Here is a 23,682-nt window from a genome sequence, read left to right as displayed (position 1 = left end):
TGGATCGTTCGCCCAGACAGATTGGACCTTTGAGATTAGGCGTGAAGGCGACACTTGGTCTGGGCGGTACATGTCGGCCAAGACCAAGACGTGGCAACCAATGCAATCGTTAACGGTCTCGGCGCGCAAAGTCCGGTTTAGCATGAATGCGCAACCGCCAGTGTCCTTTGATCTGGAACTTGATCCGTCGGCTAAGGCCTTGACCGGCGACGTTAACGTTTTTGGCCGAAAGCTGCCCTTTTCAGCAGCTCGGAAGTCGTAATCTCATGCTCTTGTCGCTTGGGATAGTCGCGGGGGCAATTGTCTCCTCACCGGCGCCAAGTGGCGGTACTAGTACGAGCGGGATTGTCAGGGGGGACACGACCTTCGGTTACATTGAGGTAGAAGCCGCGGACGCCAGAGCTGCTATCAGCGAGGGCGAAGCGGCGCAAGTTGCGGCGCGGGAGGTACTGGCGCTGCACAACGTGCGCTTCGGCATCGCCACTCCACGTAGTTTGCGTGACAATTGGGTCACCCTGTCACCAAGTGGCAAACCTGTGTACAGCTGGGTGTTCAGCAACAAGAGCGCAGACCGAAACCATCGCCCGCCCAGCCATGTGCTGCGCCACGAAATAGGGCATGACCTCTTTATTCGCTACCTCGTACCTAGTTCCCGGCAGGATCAATATGGAGGCGATGCTCCCGACTGGCTGGACGAGATGGCGGCAGTTGCTTTCGAGGACGAGAAACTCACCGCAAGCAGGCGCCGCCAAGCTGCGCGGTTCGCTAAAGAAGATACGCTTATACCGTTAAGTCGGTACCTAAGCATGAGTCATCCCGAAGCGCTTGCTGGCGCACCGGCTACGCCAACCAAGCAGGTCCGCATGAGACTTGCAACGTCCGCAGAGTCGCCGCAGTTTTATGCTATGGGCCGCGCCTTCTACGATTTCCTGGTCGATAGAACAAAGAACAAAGCGATCATCGCGGAACTTGCTGCCGCGTTCCGTAGTGGCCAGCCGCTGGAGCAGTGGATCCTTACCCGAACCGGATATCTAGAGAAGCCGGATGGTCTTTTGGTGATGGACGCCGATCTCCAATCCTTTATCGCATTGGACGAGCGGTACGCTAACCATCCGAAATCCGAGGCAGGGCAATAAGAATGCGGTCGAGCTCTTCTAGTACTCGGATGGGCTGAACTCGGATGAAGCCGGGAGGTGCCTTGATGGCAGCGCTGCTGGCCGGGGCCACGTCAGCACATGCACAAGAATTGCAAAAGGCATCCACTTCACCGCCGGCTGCTCCACCTCCCCTCTCACCTGTCCAGCGGCCCGCCACGTCAACGCCACCCGGCGATGAGTCCACCGGATCCAAGCCGAACGATGCATCTGCCGAGCCGCAGATCGAGTTTTGGGGAGCCGACGAAAAGGACTTGCCACCTGAGGTGCAGCGCGAAGTCCGAGAGCAGCTCAAGAGTAGTCCGCCACCGGGTAGCGGCGGCACTACGCCAGCACCGCGGCGAAGCACGAGGACGGGTGCCGGTGAGAACGAGATAGTCGTCACGGGGCAGCGGCCGCGCGGATCGGTCATCAGCGACGTGCCTCCGGAGCGAACCCTCAGTACGCTCGATGTCAGAGCTTACGGAGCCAGCGATATCGGGGAACTGCTCGACACCATCCGACCGCAGGTGAGCAGCGATCTGGGGCGAGAGGACAACGATCCTGTTGTGCTCCTTAATGGCAAGCGAGTATCGAGCTTCGCCGAAATCGCCAAGATTCCAACCGAAGCGATCGAGCGGATGGAGGTGTTTCCGGAAGAACTCGCCTTAGCTTACGGTTATCGAGCGGACCAGAAGCTGGTGAATGTGGTCACCTTTGAACGGTTTGGAGCAGGTGCGGGTGAGTTGACTTACTCCGTGCCCACTGATGGTGGGCGGAACACAATAGGCGCTGATGCAAGCTACTTACGGATAGCGGGTGACACCCGGTACAATTTCGATGCGGACTATGATCGTTCGGGATTGCTTCGCGAGAGCGACCGCAACATCCTGCCGTCGCTAGGCCCGACAGATGCTAGGCAATTCCGGTCTCTGCTGCCGCAGGCCGAAAGGCTGGCGTTCAACGGAACAATAAGCGGTGCCGTCCTGGGCAACGTATCGTCGACTTTGAACGGGCGCTTTCAGGCCAGCAGCAGCCGCAGCCTTCTTGGGCTTGCCGCAGATGGGCCGCTGACGCGTCACACAGAGACGGGCGTAATCCACTTTGGAACGGCACACAATGGGCAGGTCGGGAAGTGGTTGTGGTCCTTCACCGGTAATTACGACCGCAGCCGAACGGATACGTCTACGGATGTCGTTGGTGGACCCGGAACACGGAGCGAAGCGCAGGCCGTGAACTCCTTCGCCGACGCCGAACTGGTGCTGAGCGGCTCGGTCCTGAAGCTCCCGGCAGGCCCGTTGTTCATGAGTGTAAGTGGGGGAGCACGGGCTCGTGACTTCGAGGGTCAATCGCTGAGTGCTGGAGTCGAGCGGCGAACTAAGCTGTCCCGAGACAGTGGCGCGATCCAGGCGAGCATTGACGTACCCATCGCCCGGCGAGGCAAGGTCAACTTCGGCCGGCTAGGCAATCTATCCACGAATGTAAATCTAGGGTTTGAAAGGCTGTCCGATGCGGGCACTCTAAGCACGTTCGGCTATGGTTTGACCTGGTCGGCAATTCCAGGGCTCAACCTTATCGCGTCTGTCACAAATGAAGAAGGCGCTCCGACCGTCGAGCAACTTGGATCTCCGCTTATCGAAACACCAGGTATTCCAACTTATGACTTCCGCCGTAGAGAGACGACGAACCTGACTAGGTTGCTGGGGGGCAACCCTGGCCTCCGTCCAGATGACCGTCGCGTCGCAAGAATCGCGGTCAATGCTCAACCTTTTCCGAAGTCGGATCTGTCGGTCAGCATCGATTACGTCAACACGCGGATCAACGATCCAATAGCGTCTTTTCCGATTGCTACGCCTGCGGTTGAGGAAGCGTTGCCCGAGCGGTTTACCCGGGATCTCGATGGTCGGTTGCTTCGGATCGACAGCAGACCGATCAACTTCGCGCGGTCCGAGCAGAAGTTGGTCCGTTGGGGCTTCAATTACACGAGACCGCTTGGTCCAGTGTCGGAAACACAGAAGCTTAACAGCCGAGTGGTCGGAGGAGGCGAAACTGGCCTGCAAGCCGCGCTGCCTCCTGGAGCTAGAATAGTCAGGCCTGAAGCAGGAAGCGCGGCGGCACGGCGAGTGGAAAATCTGACCAGCCGCCTGATCTTCAGTCTTTATCATACCTGGCGGATTGAGGACACGGTTCTGATAAGCCAAAGCGGCAAGTCCCTTGATCTCCTGGACGGGTTCGCGATTAGCAATCGCGGCGGCAGTCCTCGTCATGAAATCGAGTTGCAGGCTGGTGCCTTCAAGGGAGGACTTGGGGCTCGGGTGAGCGCGACCTGGCAAAGCGGAACGGTTGTACGCGGGCTGTCTGCACCCGCAGGCAGCATCCCTGGTGACCTGGTCTTCTCTGATTTTGGAACGATGAACGTCAACTTCTTCGTAAATCTCGCTGACCGTTTCGGGGGAGCCCAAGCCCCATCGTGGATCAGAGGGACGCGCATCAGCATTGGCATCGACAATGTTTTCAACGGCCGCCCCCGTGTTGAGGATGCAAATGGCGCGACCCCGCGAAGCTACCAGCCAGCCTATCTGGACCCGCTCGGTCGCTCGATAAGCTTTAGCCTTCGAAGGACGTTCTAGCTTCAAGAGCGCCCAGTTCGAGGTGACCAAGCAGCTAAGCTGCCGCAGCCGTTCGAGCTTGGCTTTGGCGCGTGGCGTGTCGGGGTCAGCATCACGGGGTGAGCCCGCTGCCTGAACTAGAAGGTTCGTGCACGCCAGGCACAGGAAGTGCTGGTCGGGATCATGTTGATCGCTCCTGGCTCTACACCGACGTGCCGGCAGGAGGCAGAGAAAGCGCTTAGCGTCGGCGCACGGCAGCAACGATCGACGTCGCAGCTGCAATACCATCGATGGCTATTTGGTCCCAAACTCGGAACACAGCAGGAACGGTCAGCACCGCATCCAGGTCACGATCGATGTGGGCGCGCTATCCCGCGCGCCCCAAGCTCCTACCGGAAAACCCTTTTCTTGCCAGATTCGATGATCTGCTCCCAAACTTTCATCGACGCCAAAGTCCCTTATTGACATGCACACCCTATGCGGCAATCTTGGCATTGCGCCGACCGGAGGCTTAGATGCGAGCATGGCTCCCGATGTTCATCTAGCTGGGTGCATGCAGACAGATTGAGCCACGCTTTCAGAATACTTTGGATAGGTCTACTGTTGGGCCGGAGATTTCGGAAACTCAGATAGGCAACCGTGATGGCACCTGTGTCAATAAGAGCCTGCAACTCAGGATCATTCGTCAGTTCAGCAGAATCCGGTTTCTTGCCCTTTATTCTGGCCATAACTCTATAGGACTGCCGGTTCTGTATGACCTCAGACCACTGAACTGCGGATTTGATAAGAGCTGGTTGTATAGGGTGTTCACCTTATCTTGTAAGGCTACGCGACGCGCGGCTTCACTGGTGGAAATACCAAACTCTTCCGCGTACGCCTGAATGGCTTGCTCATCAGGCGATGCTTGCGCCGCGGCTGCGGTTGAAGCCATCAGGAACGCGACAGTGACGGCAAGCTTCATCATAGTTTTGAAACTCCACCTTTGTTAACAAGGATCGCCATCATGCCGGCACATGCCTCCGGCACCTTTGTTGGTCCGACTACTCGTGTTCCTAGGGTCTGAAACGGCGTACCAGCGAGCACGAGTTGATCCCCGATCCTGATGACACCAGTTCTTGGCGTCCGGACTGTATTGCCGCTCAGATTAAGCGATGCCTCCGGCGGCCACACTATGAGAAGATCGGCAACACTTTTGAGGTATAGGCACCCTGCCGAGTTCAAAGCCAAGCGACCTTCAAGCTCCCGGCCGATGGAGGGAAGTTCTCCTCCGCCCTGCAAGAAAACGACCTTGGGACCTCGATCAGGCTTGCTCGGCTTGAGAGCCGTTACCGCCGAGCATGAGGTTGCTAGAAGCGCCAGCGGTAGGAGAAAACTAACTCGCAGAACTATCCGAATGCTCTTCGTGGATGTCACTGCCGAGAAACTCTCGCCGTCACCTCGGGTTCCGCAGCGAGCCGAGCCTCTGCGTTCTTGAGAGAGTTCAATCTTGGGTCGATGTGTTCGTCTCGCAGATGTTGATGCCGGCGGGCGGCAAAGGTGAGAATTCACCCGCCAAGAGACTGAGAATAGGACGCCGCATGTGGGATTGGTTCACCGGCGAGTTAGTTCGGGCAACGGCCGCTTAGGGCCACCTAGTTCCGGAAAGCATCCGTCCGCTTTCGACCATCTTCAGTCGCTCAGCGAGAAGGGTCATGACATGGAGCGTTCATCCTAATCACCTTCTTCTCTTAGGAAGGTGGTCGATTGAGGCGGAGATTACTCATTTATGGCAGCGAGGGTTCCAGGCGCGACGTACCAGATGGGAGATGCACGGCAGCGCTCCACCACGCCGGGCGACACCCCCGCGATTGCCGATCCTCCGGCCAAAGAACCACCAACCTCCACATCTTGGCCCAACAGATAGTCGGAACCGCGGACAACAAGCGCACGGCGTGCTTGGTCCCAGACTGCTTCACCTGGAGCGAACGCCAAAGTCATGAAGGTGCTGCCGGAGACTAAGCCGATGCATCCGTCGCTGAGCGCCAGCTTGCCCGCCATCCGTGCAATGTGGAAAGTGGGTCGGGGGAGACCAGGCTTAGCTTCAGCCAACAGATAGGTCGTGAGCGTCTCAGTCTGCTCTCCCTCCGTTGTTCTGATCGTGCCTGTTGTTGAAGCTGAGCTACGAGGGTCGACCTGTCCGCAAGCGCTCACCATCATGAGCGAGATCAGCAGGACCGTTCCCACCTTCCGTTTGGCATTGGTGCGACGGAAGGGGTGCCGGATTATAGATGCGGACCGCGCGGCTAAGGACCCGCGAACCGTGCTTAGTTCAGGCGGGCGGCCAATCCATCCACCTTGCGATGTTGCAGCTGATCTCTTGGTGAACCCCCTGACCAGGTGTTGCTGGAAAGCAGTCATTTCGGCGAGCGATCGTTCGGCTCAGATGCAGCTGCTTGCGGCGGCAAGGGCGGAGGTGCTGGAACGTGCATGAACTCCATGCAGCTAATCGGTTGCTCCCTTGTTCGACCAAGACGCCTTTGAGTCAGAACGCGCTCCTGTTGGATGAGACAGGTGTTCGCCCGCCGCATGGCTTCGACCGACGTCAGGCCGAGGCGATCGCGATACTGCTTCACGTCGAACCAGCGCGATCCATAGCCTGCAGCCTGATCGACGGAGCTGACGCTCACGATTCTCTTGGCGCCGCATGCTGCCTGAAGCGCCGCCGGAGCTGCCCGCTCGGTCCGCCAGCCGAGCTGCAGCCGCGTGCCGACGCGCCCCAGCACCCTGGTCTGCTGAGAGTAGCGGGTGCGGAACGACAAGTGGCCCTCGGCATCCCGGAGAACGCCGATGCTGAAGGGGAATTCGATCAGTGGGTCATCAGGACCTTCTTGGTCGATGAAGAAGCAGCCGTCCCGCAGCACCACCGCGTCGAATGTGGCTATGTCGGGCGATGCGCGGTTGACCTGGGTGTCCTGTGGAAAGGCGCGGATCATCGGCTGCACCTCCGCGGCGATGGCAGGCAGGTCCGGCTCCGCCGCGGGATCGAAGCGCAGGCGGAGGTTGGCTGGGAAGCGCCAGCCCTCCGCCTTGGCTCTGGCAGCGAACTCCGCTCTCGGCATGGAGATACGAAGCTGCGGCACCCGCATGTTGCCGAACTCCGGAGCGGCGATAGGGAACCCGATCCGAGTGGCCCATTGCCCGGCGACTTGCTCCTGGTTCGTCCGCGCGAACTCGCCTTTGGCGGCGCGGAACAGCGGATTGCCAGTATAGCGAGTCAAGGTCGCCTCAGGTGCGCGAAGGAAGTAGACGATGCCGGTCAGCCGACCGAGCCCGCCATTCTGCGGGCCATCTCTCCAGCGCCATTCCACGCCGCCGAAGTTGCCCATCTGCTCGCTCTTAATCCGCCGCAGCAGAGGTAGATTCTTCTGCTCGACTGCATCCGCGAAGAAGGACCGGCGATCCTCCAGCGTGCGCGTGTAAGACTCCGGCCCAAGCCGCGGGATCGGCGTGCGTGGAGGCGCCTCGAGAATGGTCGCATAGCGCGCCTGGCCTTGGACCGGCACGATCGACACCGCGCCTGTTCCATTGGCCGGACCGCCCTGCGAGCAGGCCGCCATCAGAGCCGTTGGAAGCCAGACAGATGTGAAGGCAAAGCGCATAGCAATCCTTCTCATTTGAGGCCCACGATGCGCCGCATCAGCGGCTTGCCAAGGCGGCGGCTGGCGCGAACAAATGCGGCGTTCACCGGTGCAAGCTCGCGCCGGACCTGATCGAGGCGGCCCAGCCCGGGCTCCGTGTGGGTTTCCGCGATTTCGCCACCGAGGACGGGCCAAGCTCCGAGTATCGCGAACAGCCGCCGATCCGAGGAAGGCAGTGTCTTGCCAAGCCGCAGCGCCTGCTCTGCTCGCACGCCTTCGGACAGCAGCATGAACCAGCGGCTGCCCGCCATCAGCGAGGCCGGCAGCCCCGGCACGACCACGGGCTCGCCACCGTTCTGGTGGAACTTGCCATCGCTGCCCAGGCCGGAGAGCAGCCGCACTTCGACCAGATCGTCGGGCTGCAGGTCGCCCTTGAGGCCTTCCTTGACCCGGAGGCGGGCAGTCGAGCGGAACCCATCGCCGAGCAGTTCCGGCCTGACGTCGATCACCTCCAAGACGACGGCCTCCTGTGCCACCTGGGCTCGGGCGGCAGCGGTAGGCGGAGCAGCTTGCTGATCCTCGGGTTGAGCGGGGAATTGGCCCTCGGCATGGAGGGCGCGCAGGTCGTCCGCAGTAAATCCGAGCGACACCAGGTCACGCACGGGACTGCCTCGGCGTGGCAAGCTTCTCGCTCATCCAATTACTTGTGGCCGTAGGTAGTAAGCCTCCCCTCGCGAGTGACGACTGCGGAGCAATTATCGAGCGCTCGGACGAGAGCCGATGGTCAAGAGCAGAGCCATTGGGATCGACACGTGGCCGGGCCGCATAGGCGAACCGCGCCAAGCTCAACTCAATAGAGCGTTGAGCTTCGAGCCCGAAGGTCGGGGGGTTTGAGCCTCTCGGAGCGGCCCAGCCCCAATGTCCGCAATGGGTGGAAAGCGGACGTTCAAGGAGGGAAGCTTCGATGATGCCGGGTCGCTCGTTCGCTGTGCTTACAATGTTCACTGCGTTTCCGCTGGCCGCGTGCGGCAGCTCCGACCAACCTTCGTCCAATCAGGCTGCGGCATCCGACACATCGGCCGCCGGCGGAGTCACGCGGGAAGCCGTGGTTCGCGAGGAAGCGCCGGTCACGCCGATCGCGCCCGCAGCCGCGATCCAGAGCCAGCCGGGGCCCGACGGGAGCCAGGTCGACCTCATCAAGCTTGCGGTGACCGGGGACATTCTTACCGCCACGTTCCGTTGCTCCAGCCAAGACAAGATCAACACCGAAGCCTTCCGCGTCGACGGGATCAGCATCATCGACGATGCTACCTCGCAGCGCATCTCGATCCTGAAAGACAATGCCGGCGACTGGCTGGCGTCGAGCGTGAGCGGCAATTCGATGATGGTGAGCTGCGAAGTGAAGCCGGGCATTTTCTGGGCGAAATTCCCGGCTCCTCCGGCGACGAGCAAGACGGTGTCGATCAACCTGCCCAATACGGCGCCGTTCGACGGTGTACCGGTGACGCGGTGATCCGGGCGCGCTGCGCCGCGCTGGCGGTCGGCTTGCTGACCGCTTGTTCGGGTGGTGGCGAGGCCGGCAACGCGCAGCAGGCGTCCGTCGGAGTGAGCGGGCCGGCTGCCGCCCCCGATAGGCGGAGCGAGACGGCCCCGGCCGCCGATCCGTTACGGGGTAGCGGGTTAAGGGCGCAGGTGAGCGACCTGACCGCGGACGTCAGCGGCCTCAACACCCGCATGAGCGACATGGGGCTGGTGATTGACCTGCCGGCCGATGCCTTGTTCGATTTCGACAAGGCGACGCTGACCCCGGCTGCCGAGGAAGAGTTGCGCAAGGCGGCCGAGGTGATCCGCCAAAGCCCTCCGGGCAACGTGCGGGTGATCGGCCACACGGACTCCAAGGGCGACGACGCATATAATCAGACTCTGTCACAGGCGCGGGCGCAGACCGTTCGCGATTGGTTCGAGCAGCAAGTCGGGGTTCGCCAGCGGCGCTTCGAGGTTTCGGGACAGGGCGAAGCCGCACCGGTTGCCCCCAACACCCTGGCCGACGGCAAGGACAATCCGGCCGGACGCACCAAGAACCGCCGGGTAGAGGTGATCGTGCCGGCGTCAAATTAGAAAAAGCCACTGCTTTGACGGACCATTAGGCACCGGTCGCGGGCCGGCGAACGTCCGCAATGGGTCGAAAGCGGAGATGCGCCGGCAGCTGAACGAACGGCGGCTTCTCAGGCTTGCCCGCGAACTCCGGACGGTCCCCTCCCGGCCAGTTTTGGCCGTTCTAGTGAGCGCCAACAGCGCTGCTCATGATGCTTTCGGCGCGTCTCTCACTTGGCTGTTGGTGCCTTTCGCTTCATCCCTCCGCTCTCATCCCGCACCGCAACTCCGACGAACGCGCTCGTTTCAATTGAGCCGAAATAGAGCCACCATGTATTCGCGCACCGCTTGCCGCCGCCACTCTGGACCAGCGCGTCGAGTCACTCCGGACTGAAACGCCTACGCGCCCAGGGCAGAAATCGTCTTAGCGAACGATCGCCCGAGGCTACTTTAACGGCAATCCGAACTTCCCGCTTGTCGTCCCAGCGCGACCCAGCTGGCGGGACTATGCCCTTCCACTTCCGTATGTTCTCGCGCTCAACATCCGTCATCTCGCGAGGTTCGCCGAGCCCGTGCTCGCCGCCCTCTTTGGACGAGGTCAGCCAGACAGCGTTTTGTCCGGGCGCGGTGGGGCCGTCCACGGGCACGTCGCCGATTGTCAGGCCCTCCGCCATGATCGAGTCGAGCCGATTCGCTGCTGTGAAGTGGTAGAGCAACATAGGATCCTCCGTCGTCTGTGCGATGCCGCGTTTAGATTGCGCGCTTAAGCAGCCTCCGCGACGCTCACATCCGCCCGCGCCAACCAATAGCCGGGCACCAGTTTGGCGTAGCGAGCCCTCTGCTCCGCAGTGGCTCCTAGGGTCACCAGCATGAGTGAAAATGGTGTATGCTGCCCCTTCCCATGCGAGTTCAGGAAGCGCACTCGGCCGCGGAGCAGGTAGATGTCTGCCACCGAGCTGAGGGTGTCTTGAAACCAGGCAGAGTCGGTCCGGACGGGAACCAGGCAGACGACGGTCTCAACGTTGCCAGCGATCCACTGATCGTAAGCCCGGCGTAGCCACTGGAGCAGTGCGGAGAACGGCGGGTTCACGAACACCAGCCGACCTGACCAATTGTCGGTCAGCCCGTCTCCGCCCTCGCTGAGCATGATGCGCCGGCGGGCGATAACGGGACTGAGAGCATTGCCGCAAGGGTCGAGGTCAATCTCGCCAAACGCCTGGTAGATGCCGTCCATGAACTCAGGCGGCGTGAACCGGCTGTCCCGATCTTCCTTGTCGCCCTGCCCCCAGTAAGCTCTCTCGGGCGCCCGCTGCCGAGCCTTGGGCGCAACCACCGCCAGGAGCCGGAGCAAGCTGGCGACCGATCCCCCACCCTGCTCGAGGCTGGAAATGGTCGCCCTCGACAATCCCGATCGTTCCGCCGCCTTGTCGAGCGACCAACCCCGTTTGCGGCGGCGGTTGCGCAGCTGCTCGGCGAGCGTTCGACCGGAACCAAGGCCGTTCAGACGGAAGTCCAGCGCCTCCTTAACCGCGACCAAGGTGGCGACCGACCCGATGCCACGTTCCAGTCGCTTGATCACCTGCGGGTCGACCCCGACCCGTTCCGCCAGCGCGCGTTGCGACAGGCCAGCGGAACGCCTGGCCTCTCGAAGCTCTTCGACTAATATCTGACCCTCCCCGGTGTCACATTCTGGACGATCGGATCACCATCGACCAAAACCTTGTGCGAAGGGTTAATGAGCGGCGTCGCTCCCGCCGATGCCGGCTGGTCGGTGGACATGGTCAGTCCTTTCACATGGTAAGGGGATGCCCCCTTTGCGGATCGACAACAGGCTGCGATGATGGAATGTCAGCGTGCCCGAAGGCGGGGCAGGCATGCGCCTGCCCCGCTAAGTTCAAGCAGCCGAGGCGATGAAGGCTTCGGCGTCGGCCATGGCCTCCGCAGCCAACCTCCGCTCCACCCGAGACAGGTAATCGGCGTAGCGGGTCTGCGGTCGGCGTCGGACCACCTCCCGCAAGGTGATGATCTGCGCCGCGGCGGCCGAGGTCAGCTCCGAGTGGATTTCCAGGTGGGCCTGGAGGATGAGCGCTGTGCTCACGACGTCCGCCAAAGCGATGTCCATCAGCCGGTCGAGCTTACCCTCGGCGAGCAGCTTGGGCACATGGCTGGCCCGATCGGCGAACTTCACCGGAAGGCGAAGCGCGGTCGCTAGTTCGGACAAATGAACGAAGTTCCTCGCACCGGCTTTGTACTCCGCAACAAGGTCCAGGTGGCAGCGTTCGCGGAAACGTCGGGCATCGTTCACCAGCTGCGGTGGCAGCCGAAGATGATGCCTCATCGCGGCGACCCGGAGCACGGGCATGTCCGCATTCAGTCCGCCCCAGGTCACCACCTTTGCGTCAGGAAGCATGCGCAGGCGGTCGAACAGATCGCGGACGAGCGCTCCCTCGTCGTCACCGGCGGCTGCATGCAGGTCGACGAACTCGAACAACCCGTCACCATCAACCGTGAAGACAAGGAGGGCTGTGGCGCAGACGGACTTGAACGGCCACCGAAGCTCAGCGGGTTCCGGATCGAGACGCTTGTAGCTCTCGTAAAGCTGGTTGAGGTTCAGCGTCTCAACGTCGATGACCGCGTAGGTCTGGCTGTAGCGATTGTCGTTGTTGTAGGTGGTCATTTCTCTTCCTTGGACATGAAAAAGCCCGCTCGATGGCGGGCTTGCAGCGTGTGAAATGGTGCGGTCGGCGATGGGCGGGTTAGGGCTGCCCCTCCTCGTGATCCGCAACGAAGGGTGACGGGGCGATCTGCAGTTCGCTGCGCCACTGGCGCCAACCCGAAGCGACCTGAGACCGCAGCTGTGGCAGGTGAAGCTCGGCGATGGTCAGCAGGCAGGCGCCCGCCGTGTCGACGAGTTCCGCGGCAAGCCGGGCAGGGTTGGCGTTGTCGATCCCGCCGTGCAGGGCTGGCCGAGCATCATCGCCCGTACCGACCCAGTTCTCCCGAATGCTGAGGCCATGCTTCCTGGCGATGAGCACCAGGGCCGCCTGGCTCCGCTCGGTAAGCGTCAGATCGAGCGGCTCGCGACCGATCAGCATGGCGCAGAGCCTGCGGAGCAGTGCCAGCGCTGGCCGCTGATCCTGGGCATCGACCGGCAGGCGACCAAGCCGGCCAACCATGTCGGTCAAATCGATGCCGGCGAGCACGGCACTCTCGTCGAGTGCCCGAGTGAGTGCGGCGATAACCGGCCCATCGTCGGCGAGGCGCTCGCCGGTCATCAGCTGACCGTCGATCGTCACCTCGCCGTCTTTCTGCGAGCAGGTCAGCAGACAGAAGCCGTGAAGCCAGGAACAATTCGGTGCGGTGGCAAAGCCCGCTGCCGCGGTCACCAGCACCTGGATGGGCGGAGGTTGAAGTTCTTGCTCTTGGATGTTCATTCCATTTTCCTTTCTCTTGCGGACGAACACCAGCGCACCGCGGCCGACGGGCTGCGGCGCCATGGCGCTCGTCTTCCTTTGTGCTTGCGGGTTAGTAGCGGACGGCCTCGCCGAAGCTGGCGTCCAGCGCCCGCTTGTCGCGCCACTCGGCGTTCACACCAGCTACCTGCTCAGCAGCCGCGATCTGGCCGCGAAGAGAGATGGGCAGTAGCTGATCCAGCTGCCGGACTTGCGTGAACGGGCGAAGGCACTCCCGGCCGTCCTGCATCGCCCATCGCGCGAACTGGGTGATCAGCGATGCATGGTAGAGCGGATCGCCAATCTCCATCGCCCGCTGATGGGCATAGAGCATCAGCGTGGCGGCAACGTCCGAGCCGCAATAAGCCTCGATGCGATCGATCTCGCCATTGTCGTAGAGCTCACCGACCTGGTCACCATGCATGTCGAACTTCGCTGGGATCGACAGCGCCGAGCACAGCTGCTCCAGCGTTCCACCGCGCACCGCGCCGTAGTTGGAACACCGCTGCGCAAGATCATAGTGGACGTTGCCAAACTTCGGCTGGGTAGCGGCAGCCGTGAGGGCCGGCAGCTGGAAGCAACGGGCCTTCTGCGCGGAGAGCATGAGCACGGGCAGGTCGAAGCCTGCCCCATTGAATGTGATCAGTCCCCGCGCCCGGATCAGCTCGTCCACCTGCTCGAAAGGCTCGTCGTCCTCGAAGAAGCGGACCGTCTCTAGGCTAAAGGACCATTCGCCATAGCTGTTTCGATCTGCCTGAAGCACGCTGGCGAGGATGGGCGTGAAGGTCGGCCACGGCGGAAAGCTGCCGTCCTCTGGCTGCTCGCCACTCAGGGCCTCAAGATCGAGCACAGCGATGTGCCGATCTTCGAATTGTTTAGGTTGGTAACGGGTCACTTAAGGTCTCCTTGACGAAGACCGGCGGAGCATGGCGAACGCCGCCATTTTCCACTCACTTCCGATCTTCATCAGGAGCGCTCCCGCTCCTTGCTTCTTCGCCGGATCCTGGGCTCTGGCCGACGCTCGTCGTCGGGTTTCCATGTCCGGGCACATGCGAAGGCTTACGTGGCGGCACTGCCGGACCGCGCCACGACCCAAACAGTAGTGAGCTTAGCGGCTGTGCTGTTCCGCCGAGCTCTGCGATGCGGCAATCTGACGGGTCAGCGCATCCACGGTGGGCGTTGGCCGTTGCGCCGAGCGTCTGAGCCGGCCAGCACTCAACGCCTCATCACGGAGCTGGCTGAGGGTCTTCCGCAGCCGTGGATCGCGCCGCCACCTCCGGAGCAACACCATCATCTCTTGCGAGATGGGTTCTTCTCGGCGCGCCACCTTCAATCCGTGGGACTGAAGGAACGTGAATACTTGCCCGAACTCTGCCTTGGCATGCTCGTGAGCTTTCCGAATCTCCTGCTGGTAGACCCGCACGATTGAGCCGATTGACGGTGAATGTGCGTGGGATGGCGCAGGAACAAGCCGGCCTTGTCGCTCGACAAGGCGAAGCTGACCATGGCGGACGCGATCGAGAGTTTGCCGCACTTCCTTGCCCAGGATATCAAGAGTAGCTGCGTCGGGGGCTGGAGGCCCGACGATGGTAATAGGCTTAGCGCTAGGCCTCGGCGGCGCATGTTTGGCTAGCAATGATGACAAACGGGCAACCACACCAGCCGCAGCCCCTAGGTCAGATGCGTGATCGCCATGCGTTGACTGGTCGTACGGTGCGTCATCGGATGATGCTGCAACAAGCGCATCTGGCGCAGCAGCTTTCTCGATCTGCCGCGGCGGAGCGCTCGGGACCTCCGCTTCGTCAAAAGAAGGCGTCGACATGGACGCCAGACTGCGCCGCCGCATGATGTTGTTTCTCGGCGTTGCTGGCACGGTGGCGGCGGATCCAGACCGAAGCTGTTTGTTGACCTCTGGCATCGGTTCGGTTGATTTATCCTTCCCAGCGGAGGATGGATCGACCGCGGCTTGGGTCAGCAGTTCCCCACCAGCATGATCCGCCTGTGCTCCGTGGACGGCTCCAAGTTCCTTCGCTTGTTCTTGGAGCATAGCTTCCTTGGCGGCCGTCGGATCAGCACGGGACCCAGAACCCGGCTCAGCACCGAGGCTGAAGGTTGCCGCAGACCTCACCGCGGCGGTGCCTGCAGAAGCGTTAGCGCGGGACGCTGTCGAAGCGGAGACCGTCAACTCAGTGGTGACCTCCGCATCGGTCAGCCGCCCGCTCACCGCATCCTCCATGCCGATCGTGTCGCGCGCCTCCAAAGGCGTCGGCAATTGCGGGGCCGTTCCGGCTGGTGATCTGGCTTCCGATAGCGCCAGATCAGCACATCGAGCATCATCGGCAGGCGGGGACTCTGGCGGGTTAATCGTCTTCTTAGTTTCGACCTCGGAGGGCTGCGAGGAATTTCCCAGAACGTCGGTGGATGAGACCGGGACGCTCGCCTGATCAGAGGCCCCCACCTCTTTGCCAGATCCAAGAACCGGACCCAGCTGATTCCCAGTCGAACCAGCCTCCTCGACATGCGGCACGAGCTGCCGCGCTATTTCCTCGCCGGAAGGTGACGGGACTGAAGCCATAGGCGCGGATGGCGGCGGAAGATTACCAGCAGGCCAACTGCGCTTCTGAGCCGCGTCCACGACGGCGAGCAGGCGACCCTCAAGTTCAGTATGCTCGAAGGCAAGCTCGAATTGGCGAGGCTGAAGCGCGTATCGCAGTTCGTCCGCCCTGGCCATGCAATCACTGTTGACGCGAGCCCATTCCGCGATTTGCTGATGGGCCGACATGATCCGCTGCATCTCGCCTCTTTGAGCCCTCTTTCCGAGGGTCGGCAGGCGCCGCATAGCTGTTGCGCTGACTGTCCTTGGCCGAGAGAGTTCCCGCTCGCATTCAAGATCGAGGAGCGCGAGCTCCTTTCTTGCTTCGACAACCATCGCCTGCTCGGCCAAATTCAGCTTTAGATCAAGGGTGATCATGCTGCCTGACGGCCCGGCTCGCTCCTCAAGCGACAGCAAGTTTCGGGCGGAAGCTTCAATAGCCTCAAGCTCCTTCCGGTAGCAGCGCTCGATTTCGCGCCGGCAGGCCTCGGCCTGTTTACGTTCGTTGTCGATGCCTTTGGTCGTAGCGTAGCCTTTCACCTCGCGCTGATGGCCTCGCGGCTGCAGCCGTTCGTCCGCTTCCTTGTCGATGCCCATCTCGCTGTAGCGGCCAGGATCATAGATCGGCTCGCCGGCGTTCTCGACCGAAACGGCGTTCACGGTCTCTGCGACAAACTTCCGGAACTTCCTAATCGTGCCGTAAGGGCGGAAAGCCTCGGCCTTTTTTTGGCGAAATGGGTAGTGGACACGCCTGTTACGCGAAGACGTTTTGTAGACCCTGCGAACGGTAAAATCCCACTCTCCTTCGTAGGGCGAGAAGACTCCTGATTTAAGGTCATCTTCTACGAGCTTCTTGTCGCCCCTCGATGTGATGCGATCGGCTTCGGCGGCCTGATTGGTGAAGCGTCGACACGGGCGATCGTAGATGGCGACATGGAAGTGGTGGTGGTCCGGATCGTTGGCGTGATCTGGCTCGTGCAAAACCGCCAGGTACATGCCGCCCATGCCCCCGAGCCGTTCCACAATGCGCCGTAGCACTTCTCTCTTCTGCGGGTCAGGCATGCGAGATGGCAGAGAGCCATTCACGCGATGTTGGACCCGACCGCCGCGGCCTCGCCGAAGATAGTAGCCGTCCTGCTGATGGCAGTCGGCCTTCTTCTTGTCCCCAAGCGGCGCTCGGCCGTGGCGTTCTAGCAATTCTTCAAGATCATCAGCGCTGCCAGAAAGGCTGATGTCCAATTTGGCGCTCTCCATGAGTGTTCCACGAGCAAGTTCGTCAAGATGCTGCTTACGCCATTGTGCCCAAGCAACCGCCAATGCTGGATCGCAATCCGGGTCATTCGTAACGGAACGCCAGAGCTGAACATCTTTGTCGAACCAGACCTCAAGAGCGTCCGGCGTTGGCTTTTGTTCGTGGTCCTCGACCCGTTCAAAGAAGCGAACGCATTCGGGCAGATCATTGGGCGCAATGTTGGTGAGAAAGAGCTTGTCGCCGTTCTCATCCCGGTGAACACGGTCGCCATCGAGATACTGGACGTGCGCGGATGCCTCGCCTGCCGGCTCATGCGCCGCCGCGATGTAGCGGACATTCTCGGCCGCTGCGCCCGGGGAAAGCACGGTCCCGTTCGCCAATGACCGCCTCTTCAACGTCTTTGCTATCGGCTGCCACGCGAGGTGGAACGAGCGAAGTCCGTTATCTGAGTAGAGTGGGAGCTTGCGGCTGATGGGAACGTCAAGCTGCATTGGCTCGATAAGGTCGGCGCCACTGGCCTTCCACTTCCTTGCGCGTCGCAGACCCAGCGCGTCCGTGGCCTCTCCAACAACGTTCCGCTCGACCGCGGCCTGCTTTGCGCGAGTGATCCGCTCTTCATTAGCGGCTTGCTTCGCCAGCCGATCAGACCTGACGGCGGCGTGAAGAGCTCTGACGTCGAGCTGCGCGGATGAGTTCTGTCGCATCCCAATTATATCGGATAAGAAGTCAAAATCAGCAAGCTTGTATGCACCGCATACAAACTTGCGAGTTTTGCACCTCTCTAAAACTTGTCTTTACTGTCTTTCGCGCGCACTTCCTTCCTAATTGTTCCGTGCTTTTCCACTAATAGGCACATGCATGTTCAAGCTAATGTCATGGCCCGGGCAATCGTCGAGTTGCGATATTGCCCGAGCCTGTTTCAACCAAGACACTGTCAGTTCTTGGCACACTTCTCGCGAAGATAGCGACTGAGCTTCCGATGATTGCCGTCGAAGTGCTTCTTGAACTCGGCCCCGTCGGGACCTTGTTCGAGCGCAGCCATAATAGGTGCATACTTGGTTCCGCGTTTGCGCATGCCGCGGATCGTCCTCTCGTAACGTCTTGCCAAGGCTATCGCCAGTTGCTCCACGGATGCAGGCCGCAGGCGATCAGCTGCTTGATCCAGCTCTTCCTCGGTCATGTCCGGACGGAGGACCACTGCGGTCGCTGCCTTTCCCTGTGGCGCGCTAATGGGCTGGGCCGCTGGCTGCTCGTCTGAGTTACTTCTTCGCTCTTCCGGCGGTGTCGCAGCTCGGGCACGCTGTTCTGGCGGGTCGTTCTGCTGGTATCCCGTAATTGCCTGAGCGTGCTTCACTGAATGCCCAACCCCGCTTTCAGCTGGTGATCCTTCACGGTTTATCGGCCGGGGCGCTGGGTCGGCTGGCACCGTTGCGCCGCCGCTCTGATCGCCGGCGAAGTCCCTTGCCCTACCCTGCTCTTCTAGGCTGCAGCCGGGTAGCTGAAACTCGGCCGAGGAGGAGAAATCAAGCTGATCGGCCGCCGCTCTGCCGACTGCAGTTGCATTGACGCTTGGTGATTTTTTTGGGTCTTCCATGGTCCTGTCCTTCCTACTGGAGGCGCCACGTCGGCGCTCCCGGTCTGTTGTAGGACAAGAACCAAAATCGGACCCGTCGGCCCTATTATGCCGAGCCGGTGTTCGCCCGGACCCGCGCAAGCTGATCACGGTAAGCCTTCAGGACGAGCATGCCGCTGACCTTCCAGCCGATGAAAGCGAAGACCGCGAAGGCGAGCAAAACCCACGGCAGGTCCAGCTCGGAATGAGCGGTTGTCAGCTCGCGCTGGAAGACGACGAAGGTATAACAGGCGGCGATGTAAACCGCCAACACCGCTTGCGCGAGCTCGTCCAGGCAGTTTTGGTGGCGCTCCGGTCCGCTACGGCAGCTGTAGGCAGAGCGGCGACCAAGGCCATCATGAGTAGTCGGCGAGGGCCAACAGCATTGGCGATAGATCCATTAGACACGAGGCACTTCTTCACAACGCAATCCCCCTCAACAAGCCGGCTGGCAAGCAGCCGGCGGCACCCTCCCGAAGGCTGGTGCCGACCCCGGAAAACCGGACGTTGAGAACCTGCTGTTGAACAGGCGCGAGCGCCTTTACCCGGAGGCTGGACATACGCGCCCGCCATCCGGTCGACCAAAGGGTCGATCCGACTTCAACAGACAAGGTTCTCACGCCTTGGCTCACCGGCAGGTGAGCAACGAGGAGGCTAATGCAGCTCTCGGAGGATTGGAAGAGGGGAGGAGAAAGGCAGGCGTCCGCCCGAAAAACTTAGTTCCGATCGGCTATCCAGCGGTTCCTTCGTGGCTGGTGACGGCTGCCTATCTGGCGTCTAGGCTGGGCAGAGAGAATAACCGAGCGGGGGAAAGCTTGCCGACGTTGGACTGGATGACCCGCGGAGCGGATGTGGTCGCTCACGATCGGGTCGCTTACCGGATGCTGGACGCCGTGCCGGAGCTGGCTGGCGGCAATGCCGATGCGAGCAATCTGCTCATCCACGGCGACAATCTGGAAGCGCTTAAGGCGTTGGTCCCGTTCTACCGCGGCCGGGTGAAATGCATCTACATCGATCCACCCTACAATACGCGGTCGGCGTTTGAGCAATACGACGACAATCTCGAGCACGGCCAATGGCTGGCGATGATCTACCCGCGGCTGGTGCTGCTTCGTGAGCTGCTGGCGCAGGACGGTTCGATTTGGGTCTCAATTGACGACAATGAAGGGCACTACCTCAAGGTCGTCATGGACGAAGTCTTTGGGCGCCGGAACTTCATTGCCAATGCAGTTTGGCAAAAGCGGTATTCCCGTGAGAACCGGGAGGCGATCGGCGATGTGCACGAATACATCGCTGTCTACGCCAAATCGCCTGAGCGCTTCAAAGCTGATCGCAACAAGCTGCCGCTCGATGAGCGCCAAGCCAAGATCTATCGCAACCCCGACAACCCTCGGGAGACCGACCCAACGAAGAGGTGGCGCGGGTTGCCGATGACGGCACAGGGTTTCCGACCCAATCAGATGTATGTGATTGTGTCGCCATCGGGAAAGGAACACAGGCCGCCGGCTGGCCGCTGCTGGTCGATGATCGAGTCCGAGTTCCGGAAGCTCGAGGCAGCTAACCGGGTTTACTGGGGCAAGGATGGCAACGCGCAACCCAGCATCATTCGATACCTCTCCGAAGTGGAAGGGCTTGTCCCCTGGACTTGGTGGCCGCACGAAGAGGTTGGACACACAGACGAGAGCAAGAAGGAGGCGAATGTTCTATTCGGCTCCGACGTCAGTTTTGGGACACCAAAGCCTGAGCGCCTGATGCAGCGCATCATCCGCATCGCGACCAAGCCCGGCGACCTCGTCCTCGACTCCTTCCTCGGCTCCGGCACCACTGCTGCCGTTGCCCACAAGATGGGTCGTCGCTGGATTGGCATCGAGATGGGTGACCATGCAATCACCCACTGCAAGCCGCGACTCGACAAGGTCATCGCCGGCGAGCAGGGCGGCGTCAGCGAGGCGGTGAACTGGACCGGCGGCGGTGGCTATCGCTTTTACCGCCTCGGCGACAACGCCTTTGATGAGGATGGCCGCATCTCGGGTAGCGTCCGCTTCGACAGCTTGGCCGCCCACGTCTGGATGATTGAGACCGACCAGCCGCTGGAGTGGTCGGGTGAAGAACGCCGGTCTCCAATCCTTGGAGTTCACGAAGGCACTGCCCTTGCTCTCCTCTACAACGGCATCCTTGGCGATCGCTCTGTCAGTGGAGGCAATGTCCTCACCCCTACCCTACTGGCCCGGCTCAGGTCCGAGTTGCCGGACCATCGGGGACCGTGGGTCATCTATGGCGAAGCTACCAAGCTCGGGGCTGCCCGCCTCGAAGCAGAGAAAGTCGTCTTCCGGCAAACGCCTTACGATGTGAGGGCCCGCTGATGACTGGGCATCGCATTCGCCGCCTGGCTTATCAGGACCGTGGCATTGCCGCTCTCGACCGTTTTCTAGAGGTTGCCGCCACCAAGCCGCATCACCTTGCCTACGACGCCGCCTGCGAGGTTGGCGAGCCTGGGCAGTATCGAACCGCCTACCGGCCGTTCGATGGCTTGCCGGAGACACCATGGTGCTGCCTCCGCTTGCCGACCGGTGGCGGCAAGACGCTGCTGGCCAGTCGCGCCGTCGGGGTCGCACATCGCCGCTCGCTGCAGGCGGCCCGCTATCCGGTAGCGATATGGCTGGTGCCCACCACCACTATCGCCGAACAGACGCTGAAGGCGCTGCAGACGCCCGGCCACGCCTACTTGGAGCCGCTGCGCGATGCTTTCGGAGAGTCGGTGCGCTGCCTCTCAATCGATGACCGGCGCTCGCTGAAGCCGCAGGACCTCGCCACCGGTGCGACGGTGATCGTCGCCACCGTGCAGTCCTTCCGCGTGTCGAACGCAGCAGGTCGTAAGGTCTACCAGGACGACGAGGAGCTGGAGGGCTTCTTCAAGAATCGCGACTTGCCGCAGATGCTCATGCGAAATCCGCCGGACAGCCGCACTCGTCCCGGCGAGATCGCATGGAGCTTCGCCAACCTGATGGCGATGGTTCGCCCAATCGTCATCGTCGACGAGGCGCACAACTTCACCTCCGAGCTGAGCGGCCAGACTCTCGCCAGGCTACGCCCGGATAGCATCATCGAGTTCACTGCAACGCCGCTGGCGAGCAACGTGATCTCATCGGCCACCGCCGGCGAGCTCAAGGCCGAGCAGATGATCAAGCTGCCGATCCATCTCGTTCAGCATGGTGACTGGCAGACGGTGGTCGTCCACGCGATGCAGCGGCGGCAGGGCTTGGCGCAACTTGCTGAGCAAGCGGGCGAACCAATCCGGCCGATCGCGCTCTACCAAGCGGAAGCGACCCGGCCAGGCGCCGAAGGCAAGGTGGAAGCCGTGAAGGCGGTTCTGCTCGCCCATGGTGCAACTGATGACGAGATACGGATCGCTACCGGCACCCAACGGGAACTCGACGGCGTCAACCTGTTCGATCCCGCCTGCACGGTGAAGCACGTCATTACGGTCGAGGCACTCAAGGAAGGCTGGGACTGCTCCTTCGCCTACGTCTTCGCCTCGGTGGCGAACATCCGCTCGGCGACTTCGGTCGAGCAATTGCTCGGCCGTGTGCTGCGCATGCCCTTTGCTCAGCGGCGGCCGACGGAAGCCCTCAACCACGCTTACGCCTTCGCCGTCGGACAGGGCTTCCACGACGCTGCGAACGCCTTGCGGGACAGGCTCGTTGGTATGGGCTTCGACGAACGAGCGGCCCGTGACGCCATCGTGGCCGAACGATCCTCGGCACCCTCTATCGGCCTGCCCGACATGCAGCAGGGGCCCGCCATCCCGCCGGTCCGACTGCCAGCCATGCCGAACGTCGGCCTGTTCGCACAGGCAGTCCGGGAAATTGTTACCGTCCGGGAAGGCCGCACCGGATACGAGGTCGAGCTCGACGAGAACGCCCCAGACGAGGTGCTGATGGCCGCGGCCGAGGCCTTGGCCGCTCTCCCGAATGCGGACGATGCCCGACCGGCAGTCGCTAGCTTCATTGCCAGGCGAGCCGAACGACGCTCGCCTGCCGAGCGCGGGGAGGTCATGGTCGTGCCAGCGTTGGCGATGTATCAGGGCGAGCAGTTGGATCTGGTCTGGCCTGAGAGCTTGCTCGAGATCGGCGGCTGGACGCTCGAGGGCGTGCAAGCTGACCTCCCCGGCTTCGTCCTTCACGACGAGCCGGAAGCGCTCGTCTTCGATATTGCCGATGGACAGGTGCAATTCCGCAAGGACGAGCAACAGCTGGACCTGGCACTCGCCGCCGTCGGTCCGATGGACGAGGCTGGCCTTGCTCGATGGCTGGACGCGAACACTCGCCAGCTTGATGCCACACCGATAGTCTATCTCGAGTTCTGCCGCCGCGTCGTTCGCCACCTCGTTGCCGAGCGCGGCTATGACTTGGCCGCAATCGTCCGGGGTAAAGCCGCACTGAAGCTCGCTATCGAGCGGCAGGTGGCGGAGCTCCGGCAAGCTGCTGGCCAGCGCGGGTTGCAGCTGCTCCTGACCGACATCGCTCCTGCTCTTGATCTCGGCGACCACGCCTTCCGCTTCGGAGCTGCCGGCTACAACCCGCCGCGCGTTCATCAGGGCAGCTGGCGGCCGACCAAGCATTTCTATGGCACCGTCGGCACCTTCGATGGAGAAGAAGAACTGCTGTGCGCTAAGGCACTCGACGAGGCTGATGCGGTCAAGCACTGGGTCAGGAACGTGCCCCAGCAGCACGGGTCTTTCTGGCTGCCCACCTCTCGCGGGCGTTTCTTTCCTGACTTCGTCGCTGAACTCACCGACGGTCGCATTGCCGTGATCGAGTATAAGGGTGCTCACCTCGTCCAAGCCGAAGACACGCTGGAGAAAGCGAATGTCGGCAGGAGGTATGAGGAAGTGAGCGAAGGGAAAACGAAGTTCATCCTTGCCGTGGAAGCTTCCTCACCAGACTTTCCGACGCGGCTGGCAGCCGCGCTGCGGTAAACCTTCGGGAGCAAGCTCCCGAAGGTCGTCTTTGTTAAGCCGCCAACTGAAGCTTGCGAAGCATACGGAAAGCAAGGGCTCCCCGAGCATCCTTCATCCTCAGCCTGGCATGGCGAGGTCGGTCGCGATGGCAGCGAACGGTCATGCCCGATCCTTCGACGACCCGATACTCACGAGGCTCACTCTTGCACCTCGTGAGGACACCGAAGTTCCCGCCCGGATTCTGCACGAGATCTCCCCGCCTCAGCAGGACGCGGTCAGACTCGCTCCTACCGTCAACGACCCAGATACCCCGTAGGTGGAGCACACCGTCGATCATGGCAACATGAGGAAGGAATGCTA

The 23,682-nt window shown here is 61.6% G+C and carries 17 protein-coding genes; 6 read left to right on the top strand and 11 right to left on the bottom strand.

Annotated features, from left to right (window positions below; translation table 11 throughout):
• Nucleotides 1–266: 266 nt before the first annotated feature.
• Together ACP69Z_RS07785 and ACP69Z_RS07780 are read left to right on the top strand one after the other, a co-directional pair.
• Complete coding sequence (locus ACP69Z_RS07785) at nucleotides 267–1,136, top strand: hypothetical protein (RefSeq protein ID WP_426266938.1); 870 nt, start codon at nucleotides 267–269, stop codon at nucleotides 1,134–1,136.
• Between the two features lie 65 nt (nucleotides 1,137–1,201).
• Complete coding sequence (locus tag ACP69Z_RS07780) at nucleotides 1,202–3,763, top strand: TonB-dependent receptor (protein ID WP_426266937.1); 2,562 nt, start codon at nucleotides 1,202–1,204, stop codon at nucleotides 3,761–3,763.
• Between the two features lie 694 nt (nucleotides 3,764–4,457).
• Here the strand turns inward: ACP69Z_RS07780 and ACP69Z_RS07775 are convergent.
• The 3 genes from ACP69Z_RS07775 to ACP69Z_RS07765 form a co-directional block, all read right to left on the bottom strand.
• Nucleotides 4,458–4,706, bottom strand: a complete 249-nt coding sequence (locus ACP69Z_RS07775; protein ID WP_426266936.1) for a hypothetical protein — start codon at nucleotides 4,704–4,706, stop codon at nucleotides 4,458–4,460.
• 1,429 nt (nucleotides 4,707–6,135) lie between these two features.
• Nucleotides 6,136–7,338 carry a hypothetical protein gene (locus tag ACP69Z_RS07770; RefSeq protein ID WP_426266935.1) on the bottom strand — a complete coding sequence of 401 codons (1,203 nt, stop codon included), beginning with the start codon at nucleotides 7,336–7,338 and terminating at the stop codon, nucleotides 6,136–6,138.
• A gap of 53 nt (nucleotides 7,339–7,391) precedes the next feature.
• A complete protein-coding gene (locus ACP69Z_RS07765) occupies nucleotides 7,392–7,874 on the bottom strand; it encodes a hypothetical protein (protein ID WP_426266934.1) in 483 nt (160 codons plus the stop codon).
• A 482-nt stretch (nucleotides 7,875–8,356) separates the two neighbouring features.
• On the opposite strand from ACP69Z_RS07765, the gene ACP69Z_RS07760 reads away from it, so the two are divergent.
• Both ACP69Z_RS07760 and ACP69Z_RS07755 read left to right on the top strand, forming a co-directional pair.
• Nucleotides 8,357–8,872 (top strand): hypothetical protein, encoded by a 516-nt coding sequence (locus ACP69Z_RS07760; protein WP_426266933.1) that lies wholly within the window; start codon nucleotides 8,357–8,359, stop codon nucleotides 8,870–8,872.
• A complete protein-coding gene (locus ACP69Z_RS07755) occupies nucleotides 8,869–9,477 on the top strand; it encodes an OmpA family protein (RefSeq protein WP_426266932.1) in 609 nt (202 codons plus the stop codon). Before ACP69Z_RS07760 ends, ACP69Z_RS07755 begins: the two co-directional genes overlap by 4 nt.
• A gap of 356 nt (nucleotides 9,478–9,833) precedes the next feature.
• Here the strand turns inward: ACP69Z_RS07755 and ACP69Z_RS07750 are convergent, their stop codons facing one another.
• The 8 genes from ACP69Z_RS07750 to ACP69Z_RS07715 all read right to left on the bottom strand — a co-directional run bounded on the left by ACP69Z_RS07750 (nucleotide 9,834) and on the right by ACP69Z_RS07715 (nucleotide 18,633).
• Nucleotides 9,834–10,172 (bottom strand): hypothetical protein, encoded by a 339-nt coding sequence (locus tag ACP69Z_RS07750; RefSeq protein WP_426266931.1) that lies wholly within the window; start codon nucleotides 10,170–10,172, stop codon nucleotides 9,834–9,836.
• Between the two features lie 44 nt (nucleotides 10,173–10,216).
• Nucleotides 10,217–11,119, bottom strand: coding sequence for a DNA N-6-adenine-methyltransferase (locus ACP69Z_RS07745; RefSeq protein ID WP_426268070.1), 903 nt, complete (start codon nucleotides 11,117–11,119; stop codon nucleotides 10,217–10,219).
• Nucleotides 11,120–11,347: 228 nt separating this feature from the next.
• Entirely contained in the window at nucleotides 11,348–12,130 is a 783-nt protein-coding gene (locus ACP69Z_RS07740; RefSeq protein WP_426266930.1) for a hypothetical protein, read from the bottom strand.
• A 79-nt stretch (nucleotides 12,131–12,209) separates the two neighbouring features.
• Nucleotides 12,210–12,950: a hypothetical protein gene (locus ACP69Z_RS07735; protein ID WP_426266929.1), complete on the bottom strand. Its 741-nt coding sequence runs from the start codon at nucleotides 12,948–12,950 to the stop codon at nucleotides 12,210–12,212.
• A gap of 28 nt (nucleotides 12,951–12,978) precedes the next feature.
• The gene (locus tag ACP69Z_RS07730) at nucleotides 12,979–13,800 is read right to left on the bottom strand and encodes a ribonuclease H-like domain-containing protein (protein WP_426266928.1); all 822 of its coding nucleotides are present in this window, start codon (nucleotides 13,798–13,800) and stop codon (nucleotides 12,979–12,981) included.
• A 213-nt stretch (nucleotides 13,801–14,013) separates the two neighbouring features.
• Complete coding sequence (locus ACP69Z_RS07725; RefSeq protein ID WP_426266927.1) at nucleotides 14,014–17,454, bottom strand: hypothetical protein; 3,441 nt, start codon at nucleotides 17,452–17,454, stop codon at nucleotides 14,014–14,016.
• Nucleotides 17,455–17,684: 230 nt separating this feature from the next.
• Nucleotides 17,685–18,344 (bottom strand): hypothetical protein, encoded by a 660-nt coding sequence (locus ACP69Z_RS07720; protein WP_426266926.1) that lies wholly within the window; start codon nucleotides 18,342–18,344, stop codon nucleotides 17,685–17,687.
• A gap of 85 nt (nucleotides 18,345–18,429) precedes the next feature.
• Complete coding sequence (locus tag ACP69Z_RS07715) at nucleotides 18,430–18,633, bottom strand: hypothetical protein (protein WP_426266925.1); 204 nt, start codon at nucleotides 18,631–18,633, stop codon at nucleotides 18,430–18,432.
• Between the two features lie 562 nt (nucleotides 18,634–19,195).
• Between ACP69Z_RS07715 and ACP69Z_RS07710 the strand changes: the two genes are divergently transcribed.
• Nucleotides 19,196–20,725 (top strand): site-specific DNA-methyltransferase, encoded by a 1,530-nt coding sequence (locus ACP69Z_RS07710; RefSeq protein WP_426268069.1) that lies wholly within the window; start codon nucleotides 19,196–19,198, stop codon nucleotides 20,723–20,725.
• Entirely contained in the window at nucleotides 20,725–23,340 is a 2,616-nt protein-coding gene (locus tag ACP69Z_RS07705; RefSeq protein WP_426266924.1) for a DEAD/DEAH box helicase, read from the top strand. The genes ACP69Z_RS07710 and ACP69Z_RS07705 overlap by 1 nt, the downstream gene beginning before the upstream one ends.
• Nucleotides 23,341–23,682 lie beyond the last annotated feature (342 nt).

It is taken from the genome of Sphingomonas sp. LHG3443-2 (assembly GCF_049896405.1).
GTDB lineage: Bacteria > Pseudomonadota > Alphaproteobacteria > Sphingomonadales > Sphingomonadaceae > Sphingomicrobium.
Note: the sequence above shows the minus strand (reverse complement) of the source record. Positions and strands in the feature narration are given on the sequence as shown.

Bases quoted from the DNA above. Each gene is read 5' to 3' on its own strand.
- ACP69Z_RS07785 (WP_426266938.1), top strand. From the start codon at position 267: ATGCTCTTGTCGCTTGGGATAGTCGCGGGGGCAATTGTCTCCTCACCG.
- ACP69Z_RS07780 (WP_426266937.1), top strand. From the start codon at position 1,202: ATGGCAGCGCTGCTGGCCGGGGCCACGTCAGCACATGCACAAGAATTG.
- ACP69Z_RS07725 (WP_426266927.1), bottom strand. From the start codon at position 17,454: ATGCGACAGAACTCATCCGCGCAGCTCGACGTCAGAGCTCTTCACGCC.
- ACP69Z_RS07775 (WP_426266936.1), bottom strand. From the start codon at position 4,706: ATGATGAAGCTTGCCGTCACTGTCGCGTTCCTGATGGCTTCAACCGCA.
- ACP69Z_RS07760 (WP_426266933.1), top strand. From the start codon at position 8,357: ATGTTCACTGCGTTTCCGCTGGCCGCGTGCGGCAGCTCCGACCAACCT.
- ACP69Z_RS07740 (WP_426266930.1), bottom strand. From the start codon at position 12,130: ATGACCACCTACAACAACGACAATCGCTACAGCCAGACCTACGCGGTC.
- ACP69Z_RS07750 (WP_426266931.1), bottom strand. From the start codon at position 10,172: ATGTTGCTCTACCACTTCACAGCAGCGAATCGGCTCGACTCGATCATG.
- ACP69Z_RS07770 (WP_426266935.1), bottom strand. From the start codon at position 7,338: ATGGCGGCCTGCTCGCAGGGCGGTCCGGCCAATGGAACAGGCGCGGTG.
- ACP69Z_RS07710 (WP_426268069.1), top strand. From the start codon at position 19,196: ATGACCCGCGGAGCGGATGTGGTCGCTCACGATCGGGTCGCTTACCGG.
- ACP69Z_RS07720 (WP_426266926.1), bottom strand. From the start codon at position 18,344: ATGGAAGACCCAAAAAAATCACCAAGCGTCAATGCAACTGCAGTCGGC.
- ACP69Z_RS07705 (WP_426266924.1), top strand. From the start codon at position 20,725: ATGACTGGGCATCGCATTCGCCGCCTGGCTTATCAGGACCGTGGCATT.
- ACP69Z_RS07735 (WP_426266929.1), bottom strand. From the start codon at position 12,950: ATGGCGCCGCAGCCCGTCGGCCGCGGTGCGCTGGTGTTCGTCCGCAAG.